Consider the following 25,220-nt stretch of genomic DNA (forward strand, 5'->3'; position numbering starts at 1 on the left):
AATTCAGGCCACGAATGATCGTCACGCATCGAGCACTATCGCGTGACTCATGTGTTTCAACCCTTATTTCCCAATACAAAAGCTCGAGAAAATCTCGCCCAGCAGATCGTCGCTGGTGAATTTGCCCGTGATGCTCGACAAGCTGTCGTGCGCCAGGCGCAGTTCTTCCGCAAACAGATCCAGCACGCGGTCGTCTTGCCCCGCATGTTCGCCCGCCAGTTCCAGATGTTCTGCCGCCTGTTGCAAAGCATGCAGATGGCGTTCGCGCGCAAGCCAGGGCGATTCTGCGCCGGGGTTCCAACCGGCAATATTCAGCAGTTCGGCGCGCAAGGCGTCCAGGCCTACGCCGCGCTTGGCGGAAATGCCCAATTCACCCGCGCTTGCGGTGAAGCCTGTGGATAACAGGTCCACCTTGTTGAAAACCTTAAGCACCGGAGTGCGGGGCGGCAGACGCGCGGTGATCTGGGCGTCCAGTTCATCGCCGGGCTGGGTGGCGTCTTGCAGATGCAAAATAACGTCAGCGCGTTCGATTTCCTGCCAGGTGCGGGCAATGCCGATGCTCTCGACGGTGTCTTCGGTTTCGCGCAATCCGGCCGTGTCCACAATGTGCAATGGCACGCCGTCGATATGAATTTCTTGCACCACTTTGTCGCGCGTTGTGCCCGCAATGGGCGTGACGATGGCGATATCGTCGCCCGCCAATGCGTTAAGCAAGCTGGACTTTCCCACGTTGGGCTGGCCGGCCAGCACCACATGCAGGCCTTCGCGCAAGATCACACCTTGGCGCGCTTGCGCTATCAGTTTGGACAAGTCCGACGTCAGCGCATCCAGCGTCGGGCGGGCCTGATACTTCTCAAGAAAATCGATCTCTTCTTCGGGGAAATCCAGCGTCGCTTCCACCAGCATGCGCAGGTGGATGATGCGGTCCGACAAGTCATTCACGCGGGCAGAGAATTCGCCCGATAACGACGCCATGGCGCCGCGCGCCGCCGCCACGGACGACGCATCGATCAGGTCTGCCACGGCTTCGGCCTGCGCCAGATCCATGCGGTCATTAAGAAAGGCGCGGCGCGTGAATTCGCCGGGTTCGGCCAGGCGCACGCCCAAGTCGCGGCCAGCGGCCAAACAGCTTTCCAGCACGCGGCGCAGCACAGCCGGGCCGCCGTGGCCTTGCAGTTCCAGCACGTCTTCACCGGTATAGGAATGCGGCGCGCGAAAGTAGAGCGCGATGCCTTCGTCGAGCAGTTCGCCGTCCACGGATTTGAACGGCAAATAGTGCGCGTGGCGCGGCGTGAGTTCGCGCTGAAAGATGCGCCGCACCAATTCGGACAGGTCCGCACCAGAAACGCGCACGACGCCGATGCCGCCTCTTCCGGGGGCGGTGGCAATAGCGGCAATGGGGGCGTAAGCGGACATATCTGAGCGTGGGGGATGCGAGAACAATAGGGGAATATAACTGTTGCGCGGCCCCTTGTTTGCTGGTTAATGTGGCCCCGAGGTTCAAAACCCGAAACAACTCAGGGAGATCACGATGGCATCTCGGTTTTCGCGTGTCTTGGCCTGCGGCTCCGCCGCGGTGATGTTGGCCTTTGGCACATTCAGTTCCGCAATGGCTCGCGATCTGGTGATCGCCTTGAAGACCGAGCCCTCATCGATGGACCCGCAGTACCACGCGTTGACGCCGAATACGCAGATCTCCCAAACCATATTCGACACGCTCGTTGCCACCGACGCCCAATTGAAGCCGCAAGCTGCGCTGGCGGAATCTTGGACGGTGGACGGCAAAGTCTGGACGTTCAAGCTGCGTCCGAACGTGAAGTTCTCGGACGGTACGCCGTTCACGGCGGAAGACGTGGTGTTTACGTACGACCGCGTGCCCAAGGTGCCCAACAGCCCCTCGCCCTTCACGCTATATCTCGGCTCGGTGGCGAAGACCGAAGCGGTCGATCCCATGACCGTGCGTATCACCACCAAGGAAGTCGCGCCGAACCTGCTGGTGAATCTGGCGCAACTTCCCATCATGTCGAAAAAGGCCGCTTCCGGCCCCGCGGCCGAAGGCAAGACCACCACAGAATTGAATAGCGGCGACGGCTTAATCGGAACGGGCCCGTACAAATTCGTGTCATGGAAGCGCGGCGCCGAATTCGTGCTGGCGCGCAATGACAACTACTGGGGCAAGAAGCCCGAGTGGGATCGCGTCGTCTATCGCCCGATCAGCAACGCCGCCGCGCGCGTGGCCGCGCTGTTGGCCGGTGACGTCGACATGATCGAAGATCCCCCCACCGATGACCTGCCCAAGCTGAAGGGCGACAAGAAGCTCTTCGTTGAAGAAACGCCGTCGGTACGTGTCGTGTATGTGGCGCTGGATCAGTACGCGGAACCGTCGCCGGGCATTCAAGGCACCGACAAGAATCCGATGAAGGACAAGCGCGTGCGTGAGGCGCTGTCCCTGGCCATCAACCGCGATGCGCTGGTGGAACGCGTGATGGGGGGCGTGGCGCTGCCGGCCGGCAACCTGCTGCCCTACCCCATGTTCGGTTCCAGCAAAGAGCATTCCAAGGCGCCCAAGGCCGATGTGGAAAAGGCGAAGGCGCTGTTGAAGGAAGCCGGTTACCCCAATGGCTTCTCGATCACGCTGGGTTCGCCGTCGGGACGCTACGTGAACGATTCGAAGGTGGCGCAGGCCATCGCATCGATGTGGACGCGCATCGGCGTGAAGACCAGCGTGGACGCGATGGCGCCCCCGGTGTTCTTCAAGAATCGCGATAGCTACGCGTTCTCGGCCTATCTGGCGGGCTGGTCCGTGACCAGCGGCGAGATGTCCAACGCGCTGACGTCCTTGCTGGTGACGCGTAATCCGGAAGCCGGCTTGGGCACCACCAACCGCAGCCGTTACTCCAACCCGAAGATGGACGAGCTGGTGAAGGAAGCGTCGTCCACGATGGATGACACCAAGCGCGCCGAGCTGCTGTCCAAGGCCAGCAACATCGCCATGGATGACTACGCCATGCTGCCGGTGCACTTCGAACTGTCGGTTTGGGCCATGAAGGGCGACATCCGCTACCAGGGCCGCCCCGATCAGGTCACGCTTGCGCAGTTTGCAACGCTGAAGAAGTAATGCGCGACACAGGCGGTCTCCAGTGCTGGCAACAATCGTAAGAAGACTGCTGCAAACCATCGTCGTCATGCTCGTCATGTCGGCGTTGGTTTTTGCAGGGATTTACATGGTGGGCGACCCGGTCTCGATGCTGGCCAGCCCCGAAGCCACCGAAGCGCAACGTGCCGCGATCAGCGCGTCGTTGGGTCTGGACTTGCCGCTGTGGCGGCAATACCTGATCTTCATGGGCCAGGCGGTGCGAGGCGATTTCGGCAACAGCTTCCTGACGGGCGAGCCCGCCATGCACCTGATCCTGGAGCGCATGCCGGCCACCGTCGAGCTGGCCTGTGTGGCCATGCTGCTGTCGGTGCTGATCGGCGTGCCGCTCGGCATCCTGGCAGGTTTGAAGCCGCAAGCGTCCGGTTCGCGCGCCATCATGACGGGTTCCGTGCTGGGGTTTTCGCTGCCCAACTTCTGGGTCGGCCTGATGCTGATCATGGTGTTCGCCGTGATGCTTGGCTGGGTGCCGGCAGGCGGGCGCGGCAAGACCGTGCACATCGGTTCGCTGGAGCTCAGCGTGCTGACGCTTAACGGCTGGTTGAGCCTGGCATTGCCGGCGGCCACGATCGCGTTCGCCAAGTGCGCGATGATCATCCGCGTGACGCGCGCCGCCACGCGCGAAGCGCTGCCCATGGACTACATCAAGTTCGCGCGCGCCAAGGGGCTGTCGGAAAAGCGCGTGCTGGGCGTGCATCTGTTGAAGAACATCTTGATCCCCGTCGTCACGGTTGCCGGGCTGGAATTTGGTCAGGTGATGGCGTTTGCCGTTGTGACCGAGACGGTGTTTTCGTGGCCGGGCATGGGCAAGCTGCTGATCGATTCCATCATCAACCTGGATCGTCCGGTGGTGGTGGCGTATCTGCTCTTGATCGTGTTCTTCCTGGTCATGTTGAATCTGGTGGTGGACATCATCTACACGGTGCTGGACCCCCGCGTACGTTTGGATAGCCGCCGATGACGAGCCCCGCCACCACCGCCGCGCCCGTCGCCGCAAAAAAAGAACAGACGCCCTGGCGGCGCTTTGTGTCGGACTTCTTCGCCAGCAAGCTCGCCACACTCGGCCTGGTGATGCTGGTGGTGATTGTGGGCGCCGCACTGCTGGCGCCGTGGATCGCGCCGCAGAATCCGTACGACCTGGCTGCGCTGGACATCATGGATTCCAAGCTCAAACCGGGCAGCGAAAGCGGTGATGGGTCCATGCATTACTGGCTGGGCACCGACGGGCAGGCGCGTGACCTGCTGTCGGCCATTCTGTATGGCATGCGCACCAGCCTGCTGGTCGCCACCGTGTCGGTGCTGGCGGCGTTTGGCATTGGCGCCACCGTCGGGTTGATTGCCGCTTATTTTGGTGGCCGCATCGACGCGCTGCTGATGCGGGTTGTGGATATCCAGTTGTCTTTCCCCGCCATTCTCGTTGCGCTGATGCTGCTGGCGATTTTGGGCAAGGGTGTGGATAAGGTGATCATCGCGCTCATCGTCGTGCAATGGGCGTACTTTGCCCGTGCCGCGCGCGGCGCGGCGCTGGTTGAGCGCGGCAAGGAATATGTGGAGGCCGCGCGCTGTATGTCCCTGTCGTGGGGGCGCGTGCTGTTTCGCCACGTGCTGCCCAACTGTATGCCGCCTCTCATCGTGATCGCCACGATCGATCTGGCGCATGCCATCGCATTGGAAGCCACGCTGTCGTTCCTGGGGGTGGGCGTGCCGGTCACCGAGCCATCGCTGGGCATGCTGATCTATAACGGCTTCGAATACCTGCTGTCGGGCCAATACTGGATTTCGTTCTTCCCCGGCATTGCGTTGGCGCTTGCCATCATCGCCATCAACCTGGTGGGCGACCACCTGCGCGATGTGCTCAACCCGCGCCACGCGAATTGAAGGCGGACGCGATGCAGACAAGCGCGCTTGAAAAACCCTTGGCCACGCCCCCGGCCATTCTTGAGGTACAGGGCCTGAAGACGCATTTCTTCACGCGCAATGGTGTCGTGAAAGCGGTGGATGGTGTGGACCTGACCCTTGCTGAAGGCGAGATCCTGGGGCTGGTGGGCGAGTCCGGCTCGGGCAAGAGCATTACCGGATTTTCGCTGATGGGCTTGCTGGACGAGCCGGGCCGCATCGTAGAGGGGCATCTGCGCCTGAATGGTGAAGACCTGCGTGGCGCCACGCCCGCCCGTTGGCGCCAGCTGCGGGGGCAAGAGATCGCGATGATTTTCCAAGACCCGATGATGACGCTGAACCCCGTGCTGCGTGTGGATACGCAGATGATCGAGGCGGTGCAGGCGCATCACAAGGTGTCGCGTGAACAGGCGCGCGCGCGGGCCTTGCAGACTCTGACGATGGTGGGCATTCCGTCGCCCGCGGAACGCTTGCGCACGTATCCGCATCAGTTGTCGGGCGGCATGCGGCAGCGTGTGGCGATTGCTATCGCGCTCTTGAATTCGCCGCGATTGATTATTGCGGACGAACCCACTACCGCGCTGGACGTGACGATTCAGGGGCAGATTCTTTTCGAAGTGCAGAAGCTGTGCCGCGAGACCGGCACGGGCCTGATCTGGATCACGCACGATCTGGCGGTGGTGGCCGGCCTGGCGGACCGCGTGTCGGTGATGTATGCGGGACGCGTCGTGGAAACGGGCAGCACGCAAGACGTGATCAGCCATCCGATGCATCCGTATACGCATGGGCTGATTGCATCCATTCCCACGCCGGAGTCGCGTGGCAGGCCGTTGGTGCCGATTCCCGGCATGACGCCGTCGCTGTTGAACCTGCCGCAAGGCTGTGCGTTTCGCGGGCGCTGCCCGCGCGCGACGGACGCCTGTCTGGTCGAGCCGCAGCCCGTTGAAGTTCGCCCGGCGCAATGGGTGCGCTGCTGGCATGCCGGAGACCCAGACCTCAAATGAGCGCAGCAGAAAGCAACGCCCCCATTCTGTCCCTGCGTGGTGTGGAACTGCGCTTCGTGCAGCCCGTGGATATTGCCGGGCGCATTGCGAACCTGTTGGGCGCGGGCTTGAAGACGCAAGTGGTGCACGCCGTGGCGGGTGTCGACCTGGAAGTGCAGCCGGGCGAAGTGATTGGTATCGTCGGCGAATCCGGCTGTGGGAAATCCACGCTGGGCCGCATTGTGTCGGGCATTTTGCCGCCGTCGTCAGGCGATGTGCACTTCCAGGGCAAGGCCGTGCGCGCCATGACAGGCACCGAGCGGCGTGCGTACGAGCTGGGCGTGCAGATGATCTTCCAGGACCCGTACGCGTCGCTCAACCCGCGCATGCGCGTGCGCGAAATTATCGGCGAAGCGCCGGTGGCGCACGGCTTGATCCGCGCGCGCGACAAAGCGGAATATGTGGCGGGGCTGATGCGGCAGGTGGGGCTGGACCCGACCTTTGCACAGCGCTATCCGCATCAGTTTTCAGGGGGCCAGAGGCAGCGCATTGGTATCGCACGGGCGTTGGCGCTCAAGCCTTCCGTGATTGTTTGCGACGAGGCCGTGGCGGCGCTGGACGTGTCCATTCAGGCGCAGGTGCTGAACCTGTTCGAACAGCTGCGCGATGATCTGGACTTGACGTATCTATTCATCAGCCACAACCTGAGCGTGGTCAGCCATATCTCGGACCGCGTGGCCATCATGTACCTGGGCCGCGTGGTCGAGCTTGCTCCCACCGATACGGTTTTTCAACGCGCCAATCATCCGTACACGCAGGCGTTGTTGAAGGAATTGCCGACGTTGACGCCGGGGCGGCGGACGTACCAGCCGATCAAGGGCGAATTGCCGTCACCGCTGGACCCGCCCACGGGCTGCGCCTTTCACCCGCGTTGCCCGCAGGCGATGGCGCGATGTAAGGTGGAACGGCCGTTGCTGCGCGAGATATCGCCGGGGCAGTTCAGCGCTTGTCATTTGAACGATATGACTTAGGGCTCGGTCCTAAAAACTCACCTCTTTTGAATTATCTCCATCACCATGAAAACCATTGCCGAAATCGAACGCGCGCATCCTGAGCTGACCGCGCTGCGCCGGGATATCCACGCGCATCCCGAACTTGCCTTCCAAGAGACGCGTACGTCGAACCTGGTGGCCGAACGCCTGCGCGAATGGGGCCTGGAAGTGCATACCGGGCTGGGCAAAACGGGCGTCGTGGGCGTGCTGCGCGCGGGCAGCGGCGGCAAGACCATCGGCCTGCGTGCCGACATGGATGCGCTGCCCATGCCAGAGCACAACCGCTTTGCGCACAAGTCCACCATCAGCGGCCGCATGCACGGCTGTGGCCATGACGGCCATACCGCGATGTTGTTGGGGGCGGCGCAGTATCTGTCCACGCATCGCAATTTCGACGGCACGGTGGTGTTCATTTTCCAGCCGGCCGAAGAAGGCGGCAACGCCGGCGCGCGCGCCATGATGCAGGATGGCCTGTTCGACAAATTCCCGTGTGACGCCGTGTTTGGCATTCACAACATGCCTGGTATGCCGGTCAACCAGTTCGGCTTTCGCGCAGGCCCCACGATGGCCTCCAGCAACCGCTGGGATATCGTCATCAAGGGCGTGGGCGGCCACGCGGCGCAGCCGCATGCCTCGGTGGACCCGATCATCGTGGCGGCCGATATGGTGCACGCGCTGCAAACCGTCATTTCGCGCAGCAAGAACCCGCTTGAGCAAGCGGTGCTGTCGATCACGCAGATTCATGCGGGCGACGCGTACAACGTGATTCCCGGCGAGGCCGTGCTGCGCGGCACGGTGCGCACGTACTCGGTCGAGACGCTGGACAAGATCGAAGCAGACATGCGCCGCATCGCCACCACCTTGCCGCAGGTGTATGGCGGTACGGGCGAGCTGGACTTCGTGCGCGCGTATCCGCCGCTGGTGAACTGGGAAAACGAAACGGCCTTCGCGGCCAAGGTTGCTGAGGACGCATTTGGCGCCGAGAACGTGCTGCGCGACATGCCGCCCTTCATGGGCGCGGAAGACTTTTCCTTCTTCCTGGAAGCGATTCCGGGCGCCTATCTGTTCCTGGGCAACGGCGATGGCGATCACCGCATGGAAAGCTATCACGGCATGGGTCCGTGCCAGCTGCACAACCCGAACTACGACTTCAACGACGCATTGCTGCCGGTGGGCGCGACCTATTGGGTGAAGCTCGTCGAGGCCTATTTACCGGCGGCATAAGCACCGTCTAATAACCGATACGCTATTAGCTAATAGTGTTTGGTGCATGAAGCCGCGGGCCTGCGCCCCGCGGCTTTTTCTATATGACGGGAAGCTTTGATCAAACGCCGATAACTTCGTTTGAGATACAAGGCGCCGTTTCCATAATCGGTCGTTCCAGACATGCCGCAAGGCGAAACGGAGCGATCGATGTCCCAGAGCAACGCCCTGCGGCGCGAAGTAGACGCCGCCCCCGCCCGACAGGCGCAGCAGTTCGATGTGCAGCCGTCCGATGTGCACCAGTCCGATGTGCAACAGTCCGACGTGCAGCAATTTGAGGTCCGCCCCCTGCCCGGCCCGGTTGGCGCCGAAATCATCGGTTTGGACTTGACCCGCGAACTCGCGCCGGCTGATTTCTCGCGCGTGCATCAGGCGCATTTGGATCATCACCTGCTGGTGTTCCGTGACCAGCGCATCACGCCGCAACAGCACATCGATTTCAGCCGCCGCTTCGGCCCGCTGATGATTCACGTGCTGCACCAGTTTCATCTGGCCGGCCACCCCGAAATCCTGACCGTGTCCAACATTGTGGAAGACGGCAAGCCGATTGGCCTGGGGGATGCGGGCAAATACTGGCATTCGGATATTTCGTACAAGGAACTGCCCAGCCTGGGCTCGCTCTTGCACGCGCAGGAACTGCCGTCGGAAGGCGGCGACACCTTGTTCGCCAACATGCATCTGGCCTACGACACGCTGCCCGCAGCGTTGCGCAATGCCATCGTTGGCAAGCGCGCCGTGCATTCGTATCTGGCGCAGTACGGCCAGTTGCAGAAGGAAGGGAACTGGCGTCCGAACTTGAGCGCGCAGCAGATCGCGCAAGTGCAGGAAGTGGTGCATCCGGTGGTGCGCACGCATCCCGAGAACGGCCGCCGCGCGCTGTTCGTGAGCGAGGGCTTCACGACGCGCATCGTGGGCCTGCCGGAAGACGAAAGCCGCGCCCTGCTGGCCGAGTTGTTTGCGCATAGCGTGCGCGCTGAACACATCTATCGCCATCGCTGGCAGCCGCATGACCTGGTGTTCTGGGACAACCGTTCGCTGATCCATCTGGCGGGCGGCACTCCAGATCATCTGCGCCGCAAGTTGTACCGCACCACCATCGAAGGCGATGTGCCGTTTTAAGAAATGCACCGCGAAAAACGCACCGCGTTTGGCGCAAAGCACTTATCCACAAGGAACACCATGCAACTGTCATCTGCACTTCGGGATCGCCTGATCCAAACCGCTACCGGCGCCGGGCTGGCGCTGATTCTGGCGGTGCTGGCGCTGGCCTCGCCGACGCCCGCCATGGCGGAAGGACGCATCCGCATCGCGGAGCAGTACGGCATCGTGTACCTGCTGCTGAATGTGGCGCGAGACCAGCAACTGATCGAAAAGCACGGCAAGGCCCAGGGTGTGGATATCTCGGTCGAGTGGGCAAAGTTATCCGGCGGCTCGGCGGTGAATGATGCGTTGCTGTCGGGGGCTGTGGATATCGCGGGAGCCGGCGTGGGGCCGCTCTTGACGATCTGGGACCGCACGCATGGCAAGCAGAATGTGAAGGGCGTGGCGTCGCTGGGCAACTTCCCCTATTACCTGGTCAGCAACAACCCCAATGTGAAGACCATTGCCGACTTCACGGACAAGGACCGCATTGCGGTGCCGGCGGTGGGCGTGTCGGTGCAGTCGCGCGTATTGCAGCTGGCCTCTGCCAAGCTGTGGGGCGACGCGCAATTCAACAAGCTGGACAAGATTTCCGTGGCGTTGCCGCATCCGGATGCGGCGGCGGCCATCATCGCTGGCGGCACGGAAATCACCGGCCACTTCGGCAACCCGCCGTTCCAGGAACAGGAGCTGGCCGAGAATCCCAAGGCGCGCATCGTGCTGAATTCCTATGACGTGTTGGGCGGCCCCAGTTCGTCCACCGTGTTGTTCGCCACCGAGAAATTCCGCAAGGAAAATCCCAAGACGTATAAGGCGTTCCAGGAAGCGCTGAAAGAAGCCGCGGCGTTTGCCACGGCAAATCCTGAGAAGGCGGCCGACACGTATTTGCGCGTGACCGGCGCCAAGCAAGACCGCGACTTCTTGATCAAGGTGATCAAGAACCCCGACGTGCAATTCAAGCTGGAACCGCAGAATACCTACGCGCTGGCCGAATTCATGCACAAGGTGGGCGCCATCAAGCATGCGCCGGCCAGCTGGCGCGACTACTTCTTCGATGATGCGCTGACGGCGCAAGGCAGCTGAGATGCCGGTCGCCGCCGCAAGCCCTGTGGATAACGTTCAAAAGACGTCACCGCTGCTAGCTGTGGATAAGGTGACAATCGAATATAAGACGCGCGAACGGCGGGTTCGCGCGACGCATCAGGTCAGTTTCGAGGTGCACGGTGGCGACCGTTTCATCTTGTTGGGGCCATCGGGCTGCGGCAAGTCGACGTTGCTGAAAGCCGTGGCCGGATTCATCCCGCCCACCGAAGGACGCATCGCCATTGATGGCCAGACGGTGGCTGGGCCTGGCCCGGATCGCATCGTCGTGTTCCAGGAATTCGACCAGTTGCCGCCGTGGAAAACCTTGCGGCAGAACGTGGCCTTTCCGCTGGTGGCCTCGCGCAAATTGAACCGGCGCGAAGCGGATGAACGCGCCATGCATTATCTGGATAAGGTGGGCCTGGCTGCGTTTGCCGATGCGTACCCGCACACGTTGTCCGGCGGTATGAAGCAGCGCGTGGCGATTGCGCGGGCGCTTGCCATGCAGCCGCGCGTGCTGCTCATGGATGAACCCTTCGCAGCGCTCGACGCGCTGACACGGCGGCGCATGCAGGAAGAGCTGATGGCCTTGTGGGAAGACGTGCGCTTCACCTTGCTGTTCGTCACGCATTCGATTGAAGAGGCCCTGGTGCTGGGCAGCCGTGTGCTGCTGTTGTCGCCGCATCCGGGGCGGGTGCGCGCAGAGTTGAATGCGCACGCGTATGGCTTGCACAGCCAGGGTTCTGCCGGTTTTCAGTCGGCGGCGCGGCGCATCCATGACTTGCTGTTCGAATCGCCCGCCCCCGATGCCGCGCCCCTGCCGGTTGAGCGCGCTGCGGCTTGAGCGCGCGTTCCTTATGAGCCTTCTTCCATGACTCACGCGCACGCTGCTGCTCCGCCGATCCGCCCCGAAGTGGAATATGAGCTGCCGCCCCTGCCCCCGCAGGCGGCCGAGGTGCCGCTGCCGTGGCACGAAAAGCTGTGGCAACACGCCAGCCTGCGCAAGCTGTTCATTCTGACCTTGCTGGCGGGCTTGTGGGAGTTGGCGGCGCGCTATACCGACAATGACTTGTTGCTGCCGGGAGCGTGGCAGACGGCGCAAGCCTTCGTGCAGGGCATCACCAATGGTGAGCTGCCGGCGCGCGCCTGGCAGTCGTTGCGGGTGTTGGTGCAGGGTTATCTGGCGGGGGTGGCGCTGGCGTTCGTGTTGACTACGCTGGCCGTGTCCACGCGCTTCGGGCGTGATCTGCTGTCCACGCTGACGGCGATGTTCAACCCGCTGCCAGCCATCGCACTGCTGCCGTTGGCGTTGCTGTGGTTTGGTCTGGGTGAAGGCAGCCTGGTGTTCGTGCTGATCCATTCGGTGCTGTGGGCGCTGGCGCTGAACATGTATGCGGGGTTTCTGGGCGTGTCGGAAACGCTGCGCATGGCGGGCCGCAACTATGGGCTGACCGGGCTGCGGTACGTATTGCAGATTCTGGTGCCTGCGGCGTTGCCCGCGATTCTGGCCGGCCTGAAGATAGGCTGGGCGTTTGCGTGGCGCACGTTGATTGCCGCCGAGCTGGTATTTGGCGCGTCGAGCGGCAAAGGGGGACTCGGCTGGTACATCTTTCAGAACCGCAACGAGTTATACACAGATCGCGTGTTCGCAGGGTTAGCGGCCGTGGTCATCATCGGCCTGCTTGTGGAAAACCTGGGATTCGATACGTTGGAGCGTTTGACGGTACGGCGGTGGGGCATGCAGCGCTAGCCGGCGCGTTGTCCACAGGTAAAAAAAGGGGGGCGGCTTTCTTGCGAAGCCGCCCCCTTTTATTCACCGCCAGACGTCGCCTGGCGATTCATGCAGCCAACCTAAGCGTTCAGAGCTTCAGCCCCAGCGCCTTGGCCACGCCGGCTGCATACGCCGGGTCAGCCTTCCTGAAGTGCTCCAGCTGACGGCGTTGGATCTCTTCCGGCACGCCCGCCATGTGGCGGCCGATGTTGCCGAACAGCAGCTCCTGCTTTTCGGGCGTCATCAGGCGGAACAGGTTGCCCGGCTGCGAATAGTAGTCATCATCCACGCGGTGATTCCAGCGCGCGGCGGCCTGGCCATCCAGCGCCAGCGGCGGTTCGCCGGCCGACGGGGTTTCCTTCCATTCGCCTGCGCTGTTGGGCTCGTAGTTCAGCGTGCCGCCCACGTTGCCGTCGACCCGGCTCGCGCCATCGCGGTGATAGCTGTGGAACGGGCAGCGCGGCGCGTTCACGGGGATCTGATGGTGATTGATCCCTAAGCGATAGCGGTGCGTGTCGCCGTAAGAGAACAAGCGTCCTTGCAGCATCTTGTCCGGCGAAAAATCGATGCCCGGCACGACGTTCGCCGGCGTGAAGGCGGCCTGCTCGACTTCGGCAAAGTAGTTTTCGGGGTTCTTGTTCAGTTCCAGCACACCCACTTCAATCAGCGGATAGTCGCCGTGCGGCCACACCTTGGTCAGGTCGAACGGGTTGATGTGGTAGGTGGCGGCTTCGGCCTCGGGCATGATCTGCACCTTCAGCGTCCACTTCGGGAAGTTCTTCTTTTCGATGTTTTCGAACAGATCACGCTGCGAGCTTTCGCGGTCATGCGCCACGACTTGCGCCGCTTCTTCGTCGCTCATACAGACCACGCCCTGCTGCGACTTGAAGTGGAACTTCACGTAGAAGCGTTCGCCGTCTTTGTTGACGAAGCTGAACGTATGCGAGCCAAAGCCGTGCTGCTGGCGCAGGTTGGCGGGAATGCCGCGGTCGCTCATCAGGATGGTGACCTGGTGCAGCGATTCGGGGCTGAGCGACCAGAAGTCCCAGGCGGCGGTGGCGCTGCGCAGGTTGGTCTTGGGGTCGCGTTTCTGGGTGTGGATGAAGTCCGGAAACTTCAGCGGGTCGCGGATGAAGAACACGGGGGTGTTGTTGCCCACCAGATCCCAGTTGCCTTCGTCGGTGTAGAACTTGATGGCGAAGCCGCGCACGTCGCGTTCGGCGTCTGCCGCGCCGCGTTCGCCGGCCACAGTGGAAAAGCGCAGGAACAGCGGGGTTTGCTTGCCGACCTGGGAAAAGATGCTGGCGCGTGTGTAGCGCGAGATGTCGTGGGTGACGGTGAAGGTGCCGTAGGCGCCGGAGCCTTTGGCGTGGACGACGCGTTCGGGGATGCGTTCGCGGTCGAAGTGGGCAAGCTTTTCAATCAGCCAGAAGTCCTGCAACAGCGCCGGACCGCGCGGGCCCGCGGTCAGCGTGTTGGTATTGTCCGCCACCGGCGCGCCTGAGGCGGTGGTCAGTTGCTTCTTGTCGGTCATAGCACACTCCCTACGTGATCTGGAGGGCGCGTGGCCTTTGCCGGCCCGCGCCGTGTTGTGAATATTCCCCGGCGATGCCGCCCGGGGAATATGTCCGACACATCATAGGGGTCATCGTTTCACTTGTGAAGTTGATTGAAGCACCAAATTCAATTGATTAAAGCTATTAAGAAATGCCTCAGATGGCGTGCTGCGGTCATCGCTGCAAACGGCGCGCGCATAAAAAAACCGGCCCCTTGGGGCCGGTTCTTCATGCTTGCAAGGAAGAGGCTTAGCGGTTTGCCGCGGCTTCCATCTTGCGTTGCATGGCGCGGGTGATGGACCACTGCTGCGCGATCGACAAGGTGTTGTTGACGCACCAGTACAGCACCAGACCGGCCGGGAAGAAGAACATCATCCCACCGAACACCAGCGGCATGATCATCATGACCTTGGCCTGGATGGGGTCCGGCGGCGTCGGGTTCAGTTTGATCTGCAGGAACATGGTGGCCATCATGATGGCGGGCAGAATGAAGTACGGGTCGCGGATCGACAGGTCATGGACCCACAGAATCCACGGCGCGCCGCGCATTTCCACGCTGGCCAGCAGCACCCAGTACAGCGAGATGAACACCGGAATCTGCACCACCATCGGCAAGCAGCCGCCCAGCGGGTTGATCTTTTCGGTGCGGTACATCTCCATCATGGCGGCGTTGAGCTTCTGCTTGTCGTCGCCGTACTTTTCCTTCAGCGCTTGCAGACGCGGGGCCACTTGCTTCATGCGGGCCATCGAGCGGTAGCTTGCGGCGGCCAGCGGGTAGAAGATGGCCTTGATCAGCACGGTCAGTGCGACGATGGTCCAGCCCCAGTTGCCCAGCAGCGAATGCAGCCACGTCATCAGCGTGAACAGCGGCTTGGCGATGATGGTCAGCCAGCCATAGTCCACCACCAGTTCCAGGCCGGGGGCGAGCGCTGCCATGGCCTTCTGGTCTTGCGGGCCAACCCACAGGTGAGAGTCGACGCGCGACGCGGAACCCGGGGCAATTTCACCCACGGCTTCGATGCTGCGGGCGGCGTACAGGTTCTTCTGCACTTCCAGCAGTTCGTTCGTGCGCGGCTTGCCTTGCGGCGGCACCCAGGCGGTGGCGAAGTAGTGCTGCACCACGGCGATCCAGCCGTTGTCCGCCTGCTTGATGTAGTTGGCCTTCTTCTTTTCGATGTCGCTGAAGGTGCTCTTCTGGAACTTGTCCTGTTCAGAGTAGACGGCGAAACCGGTGAAGGTGTGATAGAAGCTCGACGTGTCGGCCGGGTCGTTGCCGTCGCGCTCAAGCTGCAGGTACAGCGCGGGCGTGACGGGGGCGGAGCCGACGTTGGCCAGGTCATGGCGCACGTCGATGTCGTAGCGGCCCTTGTGCAGGGTGAACGTCTTGGTGACCTTCACGCCGCCCGATTCGCCTTCGAAGGCAACGACCAGGCTGTCGCCGGTCAGTTGGCGTTCGGTGGACACGACGCGGAAAGGCGTCTGGTGCGTGGGGAAGCTCTGGCCATTGGGGGCGCCAACCACACCGGATTGCACGACGTAGGTCAGGCCGGCCGAACGGTCCAGCAGCACGGTGGGCTTGTCGGGCTGGCCGGTTGCCGGGTATTTCAGCAGCTCGGCGCGCACCAGTTGGGCGCCCATCGTGTCGAACGTCAGACGCAGAACGTCCGTCGTGATGACGACTTCTTCCGAGCGTGCGGTAGCGGGTGCAGTGGCGCCAGGAACCGCCGACGGCGTAGCTGCCGTGGAGGTCGGCGCGCTGGGCACCGATGGCGTGGCGTTATTGGCGCCGGCCTGCGGTTCAGCCGTGCTGGCCGCGGGCGTCGGGCCCCCGAACAGCGACGGCTTGCCGTTATGGATTTGCCAGTTGTTCCATAGGAGCAACAGCGAAAAGGAAAAAATCATCCAGAGGACGGTTCGTCGGATATCCATGGTGCCTACTGAAGTGAATACGGGCCAGCAAAGCCCGCCAGTTTAGCGTCAATCGTGCTCGGTGCGGTGGCTGTGGGAACAGCACGGGGGCGCTTTGGTTCCCCGTGTTGGCGGAACCGGGTCCCATCCGCCGGGCGACCACGGATGGCAGCGGCCAATGCGCCGAACCGCCATCCAGAAACCGCGCCAGGCGCCGTGGCGTTCGATTGCTTCAATCGCGTACGCCGAGCAAGTAGGGGTAAAGCGGCACTGCCGGCCGATCCAGGGACTCAGGAAAAACCTGTAGAACCGGATGGGGGCGATGAGCAGTGCTTTGAAAATCATCGCGCGATCCGTTCAAAGTGAGCGTCCACTTCGGCTCTGACCAAGCGTTTTAGCGAGGTGAGCGTGGTGGGAGCGACTTTGCTATGCAATCGCACGACGTAATCCTTGGGCGGCAACGCCAGACGCCGGTGGCGGAACGCTTCGCGGATGACCCGCTTGATGGCGTTGCGCGTACTGGCGTGGGCGGCGAAGCGCTTGGCGATGATCAGCCCCAAGCGGGCACAGGCATCCTGGCCGGGAGGCAGATCATTGGGAGCCGAAGTCACAATGAATAACGCCCCTCGAGCAAGACGCCGGCCTTTTAGGGCAGCGGCGAACTCGGAGGGGCGATGCAACCGCGCCTCCGGGGGAAGCGTGGAGCGCGGCATGGACTGCGGGTCAGGCGTTTGCGCGGAACCAGAACGAGATTGCGAGAGGTCTTGCAATATGGCCGGTCCGTGCAAAGAGTCACGGTCTTCCGGAAAAACCGGAAAACCAGAACTTAGACAGCCAGACGCTTACGGCCCTTGGCGCGACGGGCGTTCAGGATGGCGCGGCCAGCGCGGGTTTTCATGCGCACGCGAAAGCCATGGGTGCGCTTGCGGCGGGTAACGGAAGGTTGGTAGGTACGTTTCATGGACGATCCACAAAAAGAACAAAAGTCAGAAGGGACCTGCCCGGAGGGTTCCAGGTCGCGGATTCAGCAGCGGGTATCTAGTGAGCATTTTTGCAACATGTGCAAAAAACAACTCGTAGACGGGGCTCTGGACAAGGGATTTCTCCCCAGGCGACCTATTCAGCAAAGCTAAAAACCGGACAGTGCAGTAAGCGCCCCAACCAATGAAAGGAGGGGTCTTGCCACAACTCCGGCTAAGCTCTCTGTGAAACCTTCTGACAGACAGAATTCGGAAAAGCCCACCATTTCAGCAAGTTTTCCCTGTCTTGTCAAACAGTTAAGCCTGAGCAGTGTAGACGCTTATGTCCTACCCTGTGGATAACCCCAGCCCAGGCAAGGTAGAATCGAGGTTTGAATAAGAGCGACATGAAAGAATTCTGGCAGACCTGCGTCAGTCGTCTTGAGCAGGAACTCCCCCCCCAACAAATCAGCGCGTGGATACGACCGCTGGTCCCGCTTGCGTACGACGAAACGCAGGCGGTGCTGCGCGTTGCCGCGCCCAACCGCTTCAAGCTGGATTGGGTGCGTAAGAATTTTTCCCACCAGATTGAAGCGTTGGCCGCGGAGTGGTTCAAGCGACCAGTACAGGTGTTGTTCGAGTTGCCTTCTCATGGAGCCGCCCCGCGTATGCCGGTCGCGCCCGTGCGTGCGCCGCAGCCCGATCAGTCCCACCTGTCCGCTGCACAGCCCTCAGGCGGCGCGCCGCCCATGCAGGCCCCGGCTCCGGCCGCCCCACCCCCGCCCGCGACCACGGCGGCTGCCCAGGCGGTCAACGCCGACGCGGCCAACATCGTGTACGAGCGTTCGCGCCTGAATACGGATCTCACCTTCGAGAACTTCGTGACGGGTAAGGCGAACCAGCTCGCGCGCGCCGCGGCGCTGCAAGTGGCCGAGAACCCGGGCACGTCCTACAACCCGCTGTTCCTGTATGGCGGCGTGGGCCTGGGCAAGACTCACTTGATCCACGCCATCGGCAACGCCATGGTGGCGGCCGGCACGGGCGTACGCGTGCGCTATGTGCACGCCGACCAATACGTGTCCGATGTGGTGAAGGCGTACCAGCGCAAGGCGTTCGATGATTTCAAGCGCTACTACCATTCGCTGGACTTGCTGCTGATCGATGACATTCAGTTCTTCTCCGGCAAGAACCGCACGCAGGAAGAATTCTTCTACGCGTTCGAAGCGATGGTGGCCCAGCGCAAGCAGATCATCATCACCAGCGATACGTATCCGAAGGAACTGTCGGGCATCGACAGCCGCCTGATCTCGCGCTTTGACTCCGGCCTGACGGTGGCGATTGAGCCGCCCGAGCTGGAAATGCGCGTGGCGATTCTGCTGCGTAAAGCGGAATCCGAAGGCGTGCCCATGCCCGAGGAAGTGGCCTTCTTCATTGCCAAGCATCTGCGCAGCAACGTGCGCGAGCTGGAAGGCGCGTTGCGCAAGGTGCTTGCCTACGCCCGCTTCCACGGCCGCGATGTGCTGACGGTGGATGTCTGCAAGGAAGCCCTGAAGGACTTGCTGTCCGTGTCCAACGGCCAGATCACTGTGGAAAATATCCAGAAGACGGTTGCGGATTTCTACAAGATCAAGGTCGCCGACATGTACTCGAAACGCCGGCCCGCCAATATCGCATTGCCGCGCCAGGTCGCGATGTACCTGGCGAAGGAGCTGACGCAGAAAAGCCTGCCGGAAATCGGCGATTTGTTCGGGGGTCGTGATCACACCACCGTACTTCACGCCGTACGCAAGATTTCCGACGCCCGCGCAAAGCAAGCGGAGCTCAACCATACCCTGCACGTGTTGGAACAAACTCTAAAAGGATGAACATGCAACTCGTACAAACCACACGCGATGCATTGCTGAAACCGCTGTCGACTGTGGCGGGCATCGTCGAAAGACGCCATACCCTGCCCATTCTTGCGAACATCCTGATGCGCAAGGAAGGCAACAAGGTTGCCTTTATTGCGACCGACCTGGAAGTACAGATCACCACGCACGCCGACTTCGGCGTGGGCCAGGACAACGAGTCCACCACGGTTGCCGCGCGCAAGTTGCTCGACATCCTGAAAGCGCTGCCGGATACCGGCGACGTGCGTCTGGCGCTGGCCAGCAACAAGCTGTCGGTGCAATCGGCCAAGAGCCGCTTTGCGTTGCAGACGCTGGCTGCCAGCGAGTTCCCCACCGTGGCTCAGCCCGAGCAGTGGGACGTCTCGCTCACCATGCCGCAACGCACGCTGCGCCATCTGTTCAACATGGTGCACTTCGCCATGGCGCAACAAGACATCCGTTACTACCTGAACGGCATGTTGCTGGTGTTTGAACCGGGCCGTGTGCGCGCCGTCGCCACCGATGGTCACCGCCTGGCGCATTGCTCGACGGAAGCTGACGGCATTGCCGAACGTCACGAAGTGATCGTGCCGCGCAAGACTGTGCTGGAAATGCAGCGCCTGCTGGAAGACTCCGATGAAGTGGTCTCCATTGATGTGGCGCCGGGCCAGATCCGTTTCCGTTTCGGCGACGTCGAGCTGGTGTCCAAGCTGGTCGAAGGCAAGTTCCCCGATTTCACGCGTGTGATTCCCACGAACTACACGCGCCACTTCATGGTGGGCCGCGAAGCGCTTCAAGGCAGCTTGCAGCGCGCCGCCATTTTGACGACCGACAAGTTCAAGGGTGTGCGCCTGCAACTGGCGCAGAACCAGATGAAGATTTCGTCTTCCAACGCCGAGCAAGAAGAGGCGCAGGAAGAAATCGACATCGACTACGGCCATGAAGCCCTGGACGTGGGCTTTAACGTGGGCTACCTGCTCGACGTGCTGGCCAACGTGAAGGTCGACAACATCCAGTGGTCGGTCATGCCCGACGCCAACGCGTCGGCGCTCATCACCCTGCCCGAAGACGACCAGTTCAAGTACGTCGTCATGCCCATGCGGATTTGATCCGCGCCCCACGCGTTTGTGGGTTTGTGCCGCTTGCGGGCCTGAGGGCTCGCGGGCGGTCCGGCCGCCAGGCCGTTCTTTAAAGCGTTATCGAACCAGACATGTCAGATCAGCAGAACACCACTCCCGAGACCAGCGGCTACGGCGCTGACTCGATCAAGATGCTCAAGGGGCTGGAGGCCGTGCGCAAGCGCCCCGGCATGTACATCGGCGACACGTCCGACGGCACAGGCTTGCACCACATGGTGTTTGAAGTCGTGGATAACGCCATCGACGAAGCCCTGGCCGGCCATTGCGACGACATCGTCGTCACCATCCATACCGACAACTCGATCTCGGTCACCGACAACGGCCGCGGTATCCCCACGGATATCCACAAGGACGACGAATTCCACCGCAGCGCGGCGGAAATCGTGATGACCGAACTGCACGCCGGCGGCAAGTTCGACCAGAACTCGTACAAGGTGTCTGGCGGCCTGCACGGCGTGGGCGTGTCTTGCGTGAACGCCCTGTCGGAATGGCTGCGCCTGACGATCCGCCGCAACGGCCAGGTCCACCAGATGGAATTCCGCCAAGGCGCGCGCGTGGCGCCCCTGGCTGTGACGGGCACGACGGACATGCGGGGCACGGAAGTGCGCTTCCTGGCCGACCCGGTCATCTTCAACAACATCGAATACCACTACGAGATTCTCTCCAAGCGCTTGCGCGAGCTCTCGTTCCTGAACAACGGCGTGAAGATCCGCCTGGTGGATCAGCGCCAGGGCAAGGAAGAGAATTTTGCGTTCTCGGGCGGCGTGAAGGGCTTTGTTGAATACATCAACCGCGCCAAGACCGTGCTGCACCCGAACGTGTTCTCGGTCAGCACCGAGTCGGCCGCAGGCGGCGTGTCGGTGGGCGTGGAAGTGGCGATGCAGTGGAACGACAGCTACAGCGAAAGCGTGCTGTGCTTCACCAACAACATCCCGCAGCGCGACGGCGGCTCGCACTTGACCGGCCTGCGCGCGGCGATGACCCGCATCATCAACAAGTACATTGCCGACAACGAATTGGCCAAGAAGGCCAAGGTTGAAACGTCTGGCGACGACATGCGCGAAGGCCTGGCCTGCGTGCTGTCGGTGAAGGTGCCCGAACCCAAGTTCAGCAGCCAGACCAAAGACAAGCTGGTGTCCAGCGAAGTGCGTCCGGCCGTTGAAGAAGCCGTGGCCCGCACGCTGGAATCCTGGCTGCTTGAAAACCCGAACGACGCCAAGGCGTTGTGCAACAAGATCGTCGAAGCCGCCCGCGCCCGCGAAGCCGCGCGCAAGGCCCGCGAAATGACGCGGCGCAAGAGCGTGCTGGAAGGCGCTGGCCTGCCCGGCAAGCTGGCCGACTGCCAGGAAAAAGACCCCGCGCTTTGCGAGCTGTACATCGTCGAGGGTGACTCCGCAGGCGGCTCGGCCAAGCAAGGCCGCGACCGCAAGTTTCAGGCCATCCTGCCGCTGCGCGGCAAGGTGCTGAACGTTGAGAAGGCGCGCTTTGACCGCCTGATCGCCAGCGAACAGATCGCCACGCTGATCACGGCGCTGGGCACCAGCATCGGCCCCGATTTCAACGTGGAAAAGCTGCGTTACCACCGCCTGATCATCATGACTGACGCGGACGTTGACGGCGCGCACATCCGCACCCTGCTGCTGACGCTGCTGTACCGCCAGATGCCCGAGCTGGTTCAGCGCGGCTATGTGTATATCGCCCAGCCGCCGCTGTACAAGGTGAAGGTTGGCCGCGAAGAACGCTATCTGAAGGACGACCAGGAAGAAGCGCAGTTCATGCTGCAACTGGCGCTGAAGGATGCCGAGATCATCTCGGGCGGCAACATCATCCGCGGCGAAGAACTTACCGATCTGGCCAGCCAGTACGTGGCGGCTGACGGCGTCATCGCGCGTTTGGCGAAGGTGTTCGACGTGGGCGCGTTGTCGGCCATGGCCGAAGGCGTTGAGATCAACCTGGAATCGGCAGAATCCACCGCCGACTCCGCCAAGCGCCTGGCTGATGCCATGCGTGACCCGGTCAGCGGCAACGGCGTGGAAGTGGTGCCGCAGTTTGATGAAGCCACCGAACGTCATCGCTTGTCCGTGCAGCGCATGCACCACGGCAACGTGCGCGTCAGCATCATCGACGCCGACTTCGTCAACGGTTCCGACTACGCCATTCTGTCCAAGGCCGCCAAGAGCTTCCTGGGCAAGGTGAGTTCGCGTTCGCTCGCCGCGCGTGGCGAAGGCGACAAGCGCAAGGAACAGACGGTGTCCGACTTCCGCGAAGCCATGCAATGGCTGCGCAGCGAAGCCGACCGCAGCATCTCGAAGCAGCGCTACAAGGGTCTGGGCGAAATGAACCCGGAACAGCTGTGGGAAACCACGATGGACCCGAAGGTGCGCCGTCTGCTGCGCGTGCAGATCGAAGACGCCATTGCGGCGGACGAAGTCTTCACGACGCTGATGGGCGACGACGTCGAACCGCGCCGCGCGTTCATCGAACGCAATGCGCTGTCGGCGGGCAACATCGACGCGTGATCAAGCCCATACGTGATCTCGTCAGAACGTAGATCGTTCTCGGGGATCTGATGGGTTGACAGGGCTGCTTCGGCAGCCCTTATTTTTTGTGGTTGCGTTTCCAAACGGCAAGGATGGGGTGATGGGTAATCGGGCGTGGCTCTATTTGCAGTCAGAAGACAAAGGGCATAGCCCTTCAGTGGAAATCGCCAGCGCCAATGGCAATTTTCCGACCCTGTGGCAGGTCTTGCTGGCCGGCGCAGCGGACGTAGAGGCGGATGTGTCGCAGCGTGTGTTCGGCGATGCGGAAACCGCAGGGCTGGCCGCGCGCGCGAACGACGCGCATGACCGCTTATGCGAGCTGGCGGCCTTCTTGCTGTCGCATGCGGCACACGACGATGCGCCCTATTTCTTGCAGCTGGATGCCGCCGCCACGTACCTGGCAGAAATGATCGACGCGCAAGCCGATGACGCCGTCTTGTGGATCACGGCGAATCTGGACGAATTGGCGTGGCTGCATGAGGACGGCGCGGCGGCGTATGCCGCCCACGCACGCGCGCAGTGCAATCTGCGTTGGCAGCAGCTGCATGCCTGCATGGCAGCCGAAGACAGCGCGGGCGTTTTGCGCTTGCTGGGCGTGCACGGCGTGGACGACGCGTCGGGCTGGGCGTGGCGCTTTGGTCTGGGTGGCTTGAGCCACCCTTACTTTGCCGAGCAGGAGCCGGTGCGCACCGTGCGCTACGAAGACTTCGTGACGCAGGACGGGGGCGAAGACGGCAGCGAAGACGGCAGCGAAGAAGACAACGAAGACGACAGCGAAGACGCCAGCGAAGACGCCAGCGAAGACGCCAGCGAAGAAGACAACGAAGGCGAAACAGAACGCCCCGACAGCACGCACCTTGGCGCCGGCCTGCACCGCTTTCTTGTGGACAAGTTGTGGGGCGTGCGGGTGGGCGCGGCCGACGATGGACGGATCGTGCTGGCGCCGCAGTTCGACACCATCTGGGCATTTGAAGACGGCGTTGCAACGGTGTTGAAAGGCGACAAGATCGGCTTGATCGACACGGATGGCCGCGAACTGATGCCGTGTGTGTTGGATGAAGCGTGGAGTTATGCACAGGGCCTGGTGATGGCGCGGGTCGGCGATCGGATCGGCTTTGTGGATAAGCAGGGAGCGTGGGCGATTGCCCCCCGATTTGAATCTGCGGGCGATTTTTCGCCGGGCGATCTGGCGCCCGCTTTTGATTCGGGCCAATGGGGGCTGATCGACCGGACAGGCGCGTGGGCCGTGCCGCCGTGTTGGGACGACATCAATTGGGATGACGCGTTGCACGCCTATGTGACCGAGCGCGACGCTTTGTGCGGATTGATCGACAAACATGGCCGTCAGGTGCTGGACGCGCAGTACGCAGCGTTTGCGCCGGTGGATACGGAAACCGACGCCGCGGATTTATGGGCGCAGGCACGCATGCACGTGCGTGTCCTGACCGACGACGACAAACGCGGCGTCGTCGACAGCCAGGGCAATGTGATCGTGCCTGTGGTCTATACCGATTTGGCAGACGTCATCTGGCTGCCGTCGGACGACCCCGCCGAGATTCCGCCGCCGCCTGCCGGTCAGGCGGGCCGCTACGTGCGCGTGCTGCGGTGCGTGGATCACGGCGAATGGGACGAATGGTTACAAGGCGTCTACGACATGCAAGCAGGCCGTGAGGCGTTGCCCTGCACGCAGCACATGCTGTTCGGTTTGAAGTGGGGCGCGGACTACGGCTGGCTGTGCGCGGTAGCGCCTGACGCACCCAGCGAGCACAGCGCGGACGGCCTGCATATCGGTATCGCAGATGCGCACGGCGTCTGGTTGCATGAGCCGGTCTATGCGTGGATCGGCGCGCCGGCGTCGTTGCGTACTGCGGATGGGGTGCATGGCGGGCCGCCGGCGATTGCTCAATGCTGGGCAGCAGGCTTGCCGGTCCAAGCATTGCGGGCAGACACGGGCGCCGTCTGGTGGCTGTATGCGGATGGCCGGACCCGCGACGGCGGCTCAGGCCTCCCCGCCACACACCTGCTTGATCGTCTGCCTTAACCAGCGGTGCGCCGGGTCGCTGTCCAGCCGGGGCGGCCACGCCTGCACGACTCTGACCGATGCCATCGGGATTGGCACGGCGAAGCCGCGCAGGGCCAGCCCCAAGCGCTCGATGCCCGGCATCAGGTGTTGCGGCATGGACGGCAGGATCATGTCGGAATCGGCCAGCGCGAAGATGGCGGCGTGGAAGGTGGGCGTGATCAAGGCGACGCGCCGGGACAGGCCCAAGTCGCTCAGCGCCAGGTCCAGGGGGCCTTGCGCGCGGCCGCGCCGCGAGACACTGATGTGCTCGTAGGCGACGAAACGTTCGGGCGTGATGTCGTCCTGGAAGATGGCGTGGCCGGCGCGTGCCAGACCGCAGAAGGACGTTGTGAATAACGTCTGCACCTTGATGTCGGCGCCGAATTTCTGCGACGAGCCGATGTACAGGTCGGCATCGCCCGCGAGCGCGTCGCTGTCATCTTTCGCTTCCGACAGAAAGCGCAACACGGCGTGAGGCGCGTCGCGGCGCAGCCGTTCGCGCAGGCGGCCGCCGTAGGCGCTGACGAACACGTCGTTGGACCGTAGCGTGAACACCCGCGTCAAGGAACCCAGGTCCACATCCTGGCTAAATGCAGAGATCACTGTCTGCGCCTGTTCCACCACGCTGCGCACCTGATCTCGCAGCGCCAGGGCGCGCGGCGTGGGCGCCAACCCGCGGCCCGAACGCACCAGTACGGGATCGCCCACGGCCTCGCGGATGCGGGCCAGGGCGCGGCTCATGGCGGGTGTGCTCAGGTTGAGGCGGCGCGCTGCACCGGCGACGCTGCCTTCCTGGATCAGGACATCCAGTGTCAGCAGCATGTTGAGGTCTGGCGTAGTCATGCC

General features: G+C 62.5%; 21 protein-coding genes. 14 read left to right on the forward strand and 7 right to left on the reverse strand.

The genetic code is table 11. The features are described 5' to 3' along the window. Positions 1-63 precede the first annotated feature (63 nt). The gene (gene mnmE, locus AC1DSJ_RS26035) at positions 64-1,416 is read right to left on the reverse strand and encodes a tRNA uridine-5-carboxymethylaminomethyl(34) synthesis GTPase MnmE (RefSeq protein ID WP_054420886.1); all 1,353 of its coding nucleotides are present in this window, start codon (positions 1,414-1,416) and stop codon (positions 64-66) included. A gap of 115 nt (positions 1,417-1,531) precedes the next feature. Between mnmE and AC1DSJ_RS26040 the strand changes: the two genes are divergently transcribed. From AC1DSJ_RS26040 to AC1DSJ_RS26085, 10 genes are all read left to right on the forward strand, one after another. Continuing rightward, on the forward strand, positions 1,532-3,118 hold the full coding sequence (locus AC1DSJ_RS26040; protein WP_054420887.1) for an ABC transporter substrate-binding protein: 1,587 nt from the start codon (positions 1,532-1,534) through the stop codon (positions 3,116-3,118). A gap of 22 nt (positions 3,119-3,140) precedes the next feature. Continuing rightward, positions 3,141-4,115 (forward strand): ABC transporter permease, encoded by a 975-nt coding sequence (locus AC1DSJ_RS26045; protein WP_346552535.1) that lies wholly within the window; start codon positions 3,141-3,143, stop codon positions 4,113-4,115. Next, a complete protein-coding gene (locus AC1DSJ_RS26050; RefSeq protein ID WP_054420889.1) occupies positions 4,112-5,032 on the forward strand; it encodes an ABC transporter permease in 921 nt (306 codons plus the stop codon). Before AC1DSJ_RS26045 ends, AC1DSJ_RS26050 begins: the two co-directional genes overlap by 4 nt. Before the next feature lie 11 nt (positions 5,033-5,043). Continuing rightward, a complete protein-coding gene (locus tag AC1DSJ_RS26055; RefSeq protein WP_441372479.1) occupies positions 5,044-6,054 on the forward strand; it encodes an ABC transporter ATP-binding protein in 1,011 nt (336 codons plus the stop codon). Continuing rightward, positions 6,051-7,064 (forward strand): ABC transporter ATP-binding protein, encoded by a 1,014-nt coding sequence (locus AC1DSJ_RS26060; RefSeq protein ID WP_342067517.1) that lies wholly within the window; start codon positions 6,051-6,053, stop codon positions 7,062-7,064. Before AC1DSJ_RS26055 ends, AC1DSJ_RS26060 begins: the two co-directional genes overlap by 4 nt. A gap of 45 nt (positions 7,065-7,109) precedes the next feature. Further along, positions 7,110-8,309, forward strand: coding sequence for a M20 aminoacylase family protein (locus AC1DSJ_RS26065; RefSeq protein ID WP_175170440.1), 1,200 nt, complete (start codon positions 7,110-7,112; stop codon positions 8,307-8,309). A gap of 189 nt (positions 8,310-8,498) precedes the next feature. Further along, positions 8,499-9,467 carry a TauD/TfdA dioxygenase family protein gene (locus AC1DSJ_RS26070; RefSeq protein WP_346552533.1) on the forward strand — a complete coding sequence of 323 codons (969 nt, stop codon included), beginning with the start codon at positions 8,499-8,501 and terminating at the stop codon, positions 9,465-9,467. Positions 9,468-9,527: 60 nt separating this feature from the next. Continuing rightward, entirely contained in the window at positions 9,528-10,571 is a 1,044-nt protein-coding gene (locus tag AC1DSJ_RS26075) for an ABC transporter substrate-binding protein (RefSeq protein WP_054420893.1), read from the forward strand. Between the two features lies 1 nt (position 10,572). Beyond that, positions 10,573-11,415, forward strand: a complete 843-nt coding sequence (locus AC1DSJ_RS26080) for an ABC transporter ATP-binding protein (RefSeq protein WP_346552532.1) — start codon at positions 10,573-10,575, stop codon at positions 11,413-11,415. Between the two features lie 27 nt (positions 11,416-11,442). Further along, on the forward strand, positions 11,443-12,321 hold the full coding sequence (locus tag AC1DSJ_RS26085; RefSeq protein WP_346552531.1) for an ABC transporter permease: 879 nt from the start codon (positions 11,443-11,445) through the stop codon (positions 12,319-12,321). A 109-nt stretch (positions 12,322-12,430) separates the two neighbouring features. Here AC1DSJ_RS26085 and AC1DSJ_RS26090 read toward each other — a convergent pair whose 3' ends face one another. The 5 genes from AC1DSJ_RS26090 to rpmH all read right to left on the reverse strand — a co-directional run bounded on the left by AC1DSJ_RS26090 (position 12,431) and on the right by rpmH (position 16,767). Next, positions 12,431-13,876, reverse strand: a complete 1,446-nt coding sequence (locus AC1DSJ_RS26090) for a catalase (protein WP_342067520.1) — start codon at positions 13,874-13,876, stop codon at positions 12,431-12,433. A 271-nt stretch (positions 13,877-14,147) separates the two neighbouring features. Continuing rightward, on the reverse strand, positions 14,148-15,827 hold the full coding sequence (gene yidC / locus AC1DSJ_RS26095; protein WP_346552530.1) for a membrane protein insertase YidC: 1,680 nt from the start codon (positions 15,825-15,827) through the stop codon (positions 14,148-14,150). A gap of 48 nt (positions 15,828-15,875) precedes the next feature. Then, positions 15,876-16,148: a membrane protein insertion efficiency factor YidD gene (gene yidD / locus AC1DSJ_RS26100; protein ID WP_082386929.1), complete on the reverse strand. Its 273-nt coding sequence runs from the start codon at positions 16,146-16,148 to the stop codon at positions 15,876-15,878. Then, on the reverse strand, positions 16,148-16,519 hold the full coding sequence (locus AC1DSJ_RS26105; RefSeq protein WP_175170445.1) for a ribonuclease P protein component: 372 nt from the start codon (positions 16,517-16,519) through the stop codon (positions 16,148-16,150). Before AC1DSJ_RS26105 ends, yidD begins: the two co-directional genes overlap by 1 nt. A gap of 113 nt (positions 16,520-16,632) precedes the next feature. Further along, positions 16,633-16,767 carry a 50S ribosomal protein L34 gene (gene rpmH / locus AC1DSJ_RS26110; RefSeq protein ID WP_003816025.1) on the reverse strand — a complete coding sequence of 45 codons (135 nt, stop codon included), beginning with the start codon at positions 16,765-16,767 and terminating at the stop codon, positions 16,633-16,635. A gap of 405 nt (positions 16,768-17,172) precedes the next feature. On the opposite strand from rpmH, the gene dnaA reads away from it, so the two are divergent. From dnaA to AC1DSJ_RS26130, 4 genes are all read left to right on the forward strand, one after another. Continuing rightward, positions 17,173-18,630 carry a chromosomal replication initiator protein DnaA gene (gene dnaA / locus AC1DSJ_RS26115; protein WP_054420899.1) on the forward strand — a complete coding sequence of 486 codons (1,458 nt, stop codon included), beginning with the start codon at positions 17,173-17,175 and terminating at the stop codon, positions 18,628-18,630. A gap of 2 nt (positions 18,631-18,632) precedes the next feature. Then, a complete protein-coding gene (gene dnaN, locus AC1DSJ_RS26120) occupies positions 18,633-19,742 on the forward strand; it encodes a DNA polymerase III subunit beta (RefSeq protein ID WP_006227714.1) in 1,110 nt (369 codons plus the stop codon). A gap of 101 nt (positions 19,743-19,843) precedes the next feature. Further along, positions 19,844-22,291 carry a DNA topoisomerase (ATP-hydrolyzing) subunit B gene (gene gyrB / locus AC1DSJ_RS26125; RefSeq protein WP_054420900.1) on the forward strand — a complete coding sequence of 816 codons (2,448 nt, stop codon included), beginning with the start codon at positions 19,844-19,846 and terminating at the stop codon, positions 22,289-22,291. A gap of 178 nt (positions 22,292-22,469) precedes the next feature. Continuing rightward, positions 22,470-24,353 (forward strand): WG repeat-containing protein, encoded by a 1,884-nt coding sequence (locus tag AC1DSJ_RS26130; protein ID WP_441372480.1) that lies wholly within the window; start codon positions 22,470-22,472, stop codon positions 24,351-24,353. Here AC1DSJ_RS26130 and AC1DSJ_RS26135 read toward each other — a convergent pair. Then, positions 24,312-25,217 carry a LysR family transcriptional regulator gene (locus tag AC1DSJ_RS26135; RefSeq protein WP_441372481.1) on the reverse strand — a complete coding sequence of 302 codons (906 nt, stop codon included), beginning with the start codon at positions 25,215-25,217 and terminating at the stop codon, positions 24,312-24,314. The genes AC1DSJ_RS26130 and AC1DSJ_RS26135 overlap by 42 nt on opposite strands. Positions 25,218-25,220: the final 3 nt, after the last annotated feature.

It is taken from the genome of Achromobacter sp. 01N37, assembly GCF_056399725.1.

Excerpts from the sequence above, each read along its gene's own strand:
- mnmE (WP_054420886.1), bottom strand. The coding sequence starts at position 1,416 with ATGTCCGCTTACGCCCCCATTGCCGCTATTGCCACCGCCCCCGGAAGA.
- AC1DSJ_RS26040 (WP_054420887.1), top strand. The coding sequence starts at position 1,532 with ATGGCATCTCGGTTTTCGCGTGTCTTGGCCTGCGGCTCCGCCGCGGTG.
- AC1DSJ_RS26050 (WP_054420889.1), top strand. The coding sequence starts at position 4,112 with ATGACGAGCCCCGCCACCACCGCCGCGCCCGTCGCCGCAAAAAAAGAA.
- AC1DSJ_RS26055 (WP_441372479.1), top strand. The coding sequence starts at position 5,044 with ATGCAGACAAGCGCGCTTGAAAAACCCTTGGCCACGCCCCCGGCCATT.
- AC1DSJ_RS26060 (WP_342067517.1), top strand. The coding sequence starts at position 6,051 with ATGAGCGCAGCAGAAAGCAACGCCCCCATTCTGTCCCTGCGTGGTGTG.
- AC1DSJ_RS26065 (WP_175170440.1), top strand. The coding sequence starts at position 7,110 with ATGAAAACCATTGCCGAAATCGAACGCGCGCATCCTGAGCTGACCGCG.
- AC1DSJ_RS26070 (WP_346552533.1), top strand. The coding sequence starts at position 8,499 with ATGTCCCAGAGCAACGCCCTGCGGCGCGAAGTAGACGCCGCCCCCGCC.
- AC1DSJ_RS26075 (WP_054420893.1), top strand. The coding sequence starts at position 9,528 with ATGCAACTGTCATCTGCACTTCGGGATCGCCTGATCCAAACCGCTACC.
- AC1DSJ_RS26080 (WP_346552532.1), top strand. The coding sequence starts at position 10,573 with ATGCCGGTCGCCGCCGCAAGCCCTGTGGATAACGTTCAAAAGACGTCA.
- AC1DSJ_RS26085 (WP_346552531.1), top strand. The coding sequence starts at position 11,443 with ATGACTCACGCGCACGCTGCTGCTCCGCCGATCCGCCCCGAAGTGGAA.
- AC1DSJ_RS26090 (WP_342067520.1), bottom strand. The coding sequence starts at position 13,876 with ATGACCGACAAGAAGCAACTGACCACCGCCTCAGGCGCGCCGGTGGCG.
- yidC (WP_346552530.1), bottom strand. The coding sequence starts at position 15,827 with ATGGATATCCGACGAACCGTCCTCTGGATGATTTTTTCCTTTTCGCTG.
- AC1DSJ_RS26105 (WP_175170445.1), bottom strand. The coding sequence starts at position 16,519 with ATGCCGCGCTCCACGCTTCCCCCGGAGGCGCGGTTGCATCGCCCCTCC.
- rpmH (WP_003816025.1), bottom strand. The coding sequence starts at position 16,767 with ATGAAACGTACCTACCAACCTTCCGTTACCCGCCGCAAGCGCACCCAT.
- dnaA (WP_054420899.1), top strand. The coding sequence starts at position 17,173 with ATGAAAGAATTCTGGCAGACCTGCGTCAGTCGTCTTGAGCAGGAACTC.
- dnaN (WP_006227714.1), top strand. The coding sequence starts at position 18,633 with ATGCAACTCGTACAAACCACACGCGATGCATTGCTGAAACCGCTGTCG.
- gyrB (WP_054420900.1), top strand. The coding sequence starts at position 19,844 with ATGTCAGATCAGCAGAACACCACTCCCGAGACCAGCGGCTACGGCGCT.
- AC1DSJ_RS26135 (WP_441372481.1), bottom strand. The coding sequence starts at position 25,217 with ATGACTACGCCAGACCTCAACATGCTGCTGACACTGGATGTCCTGATC.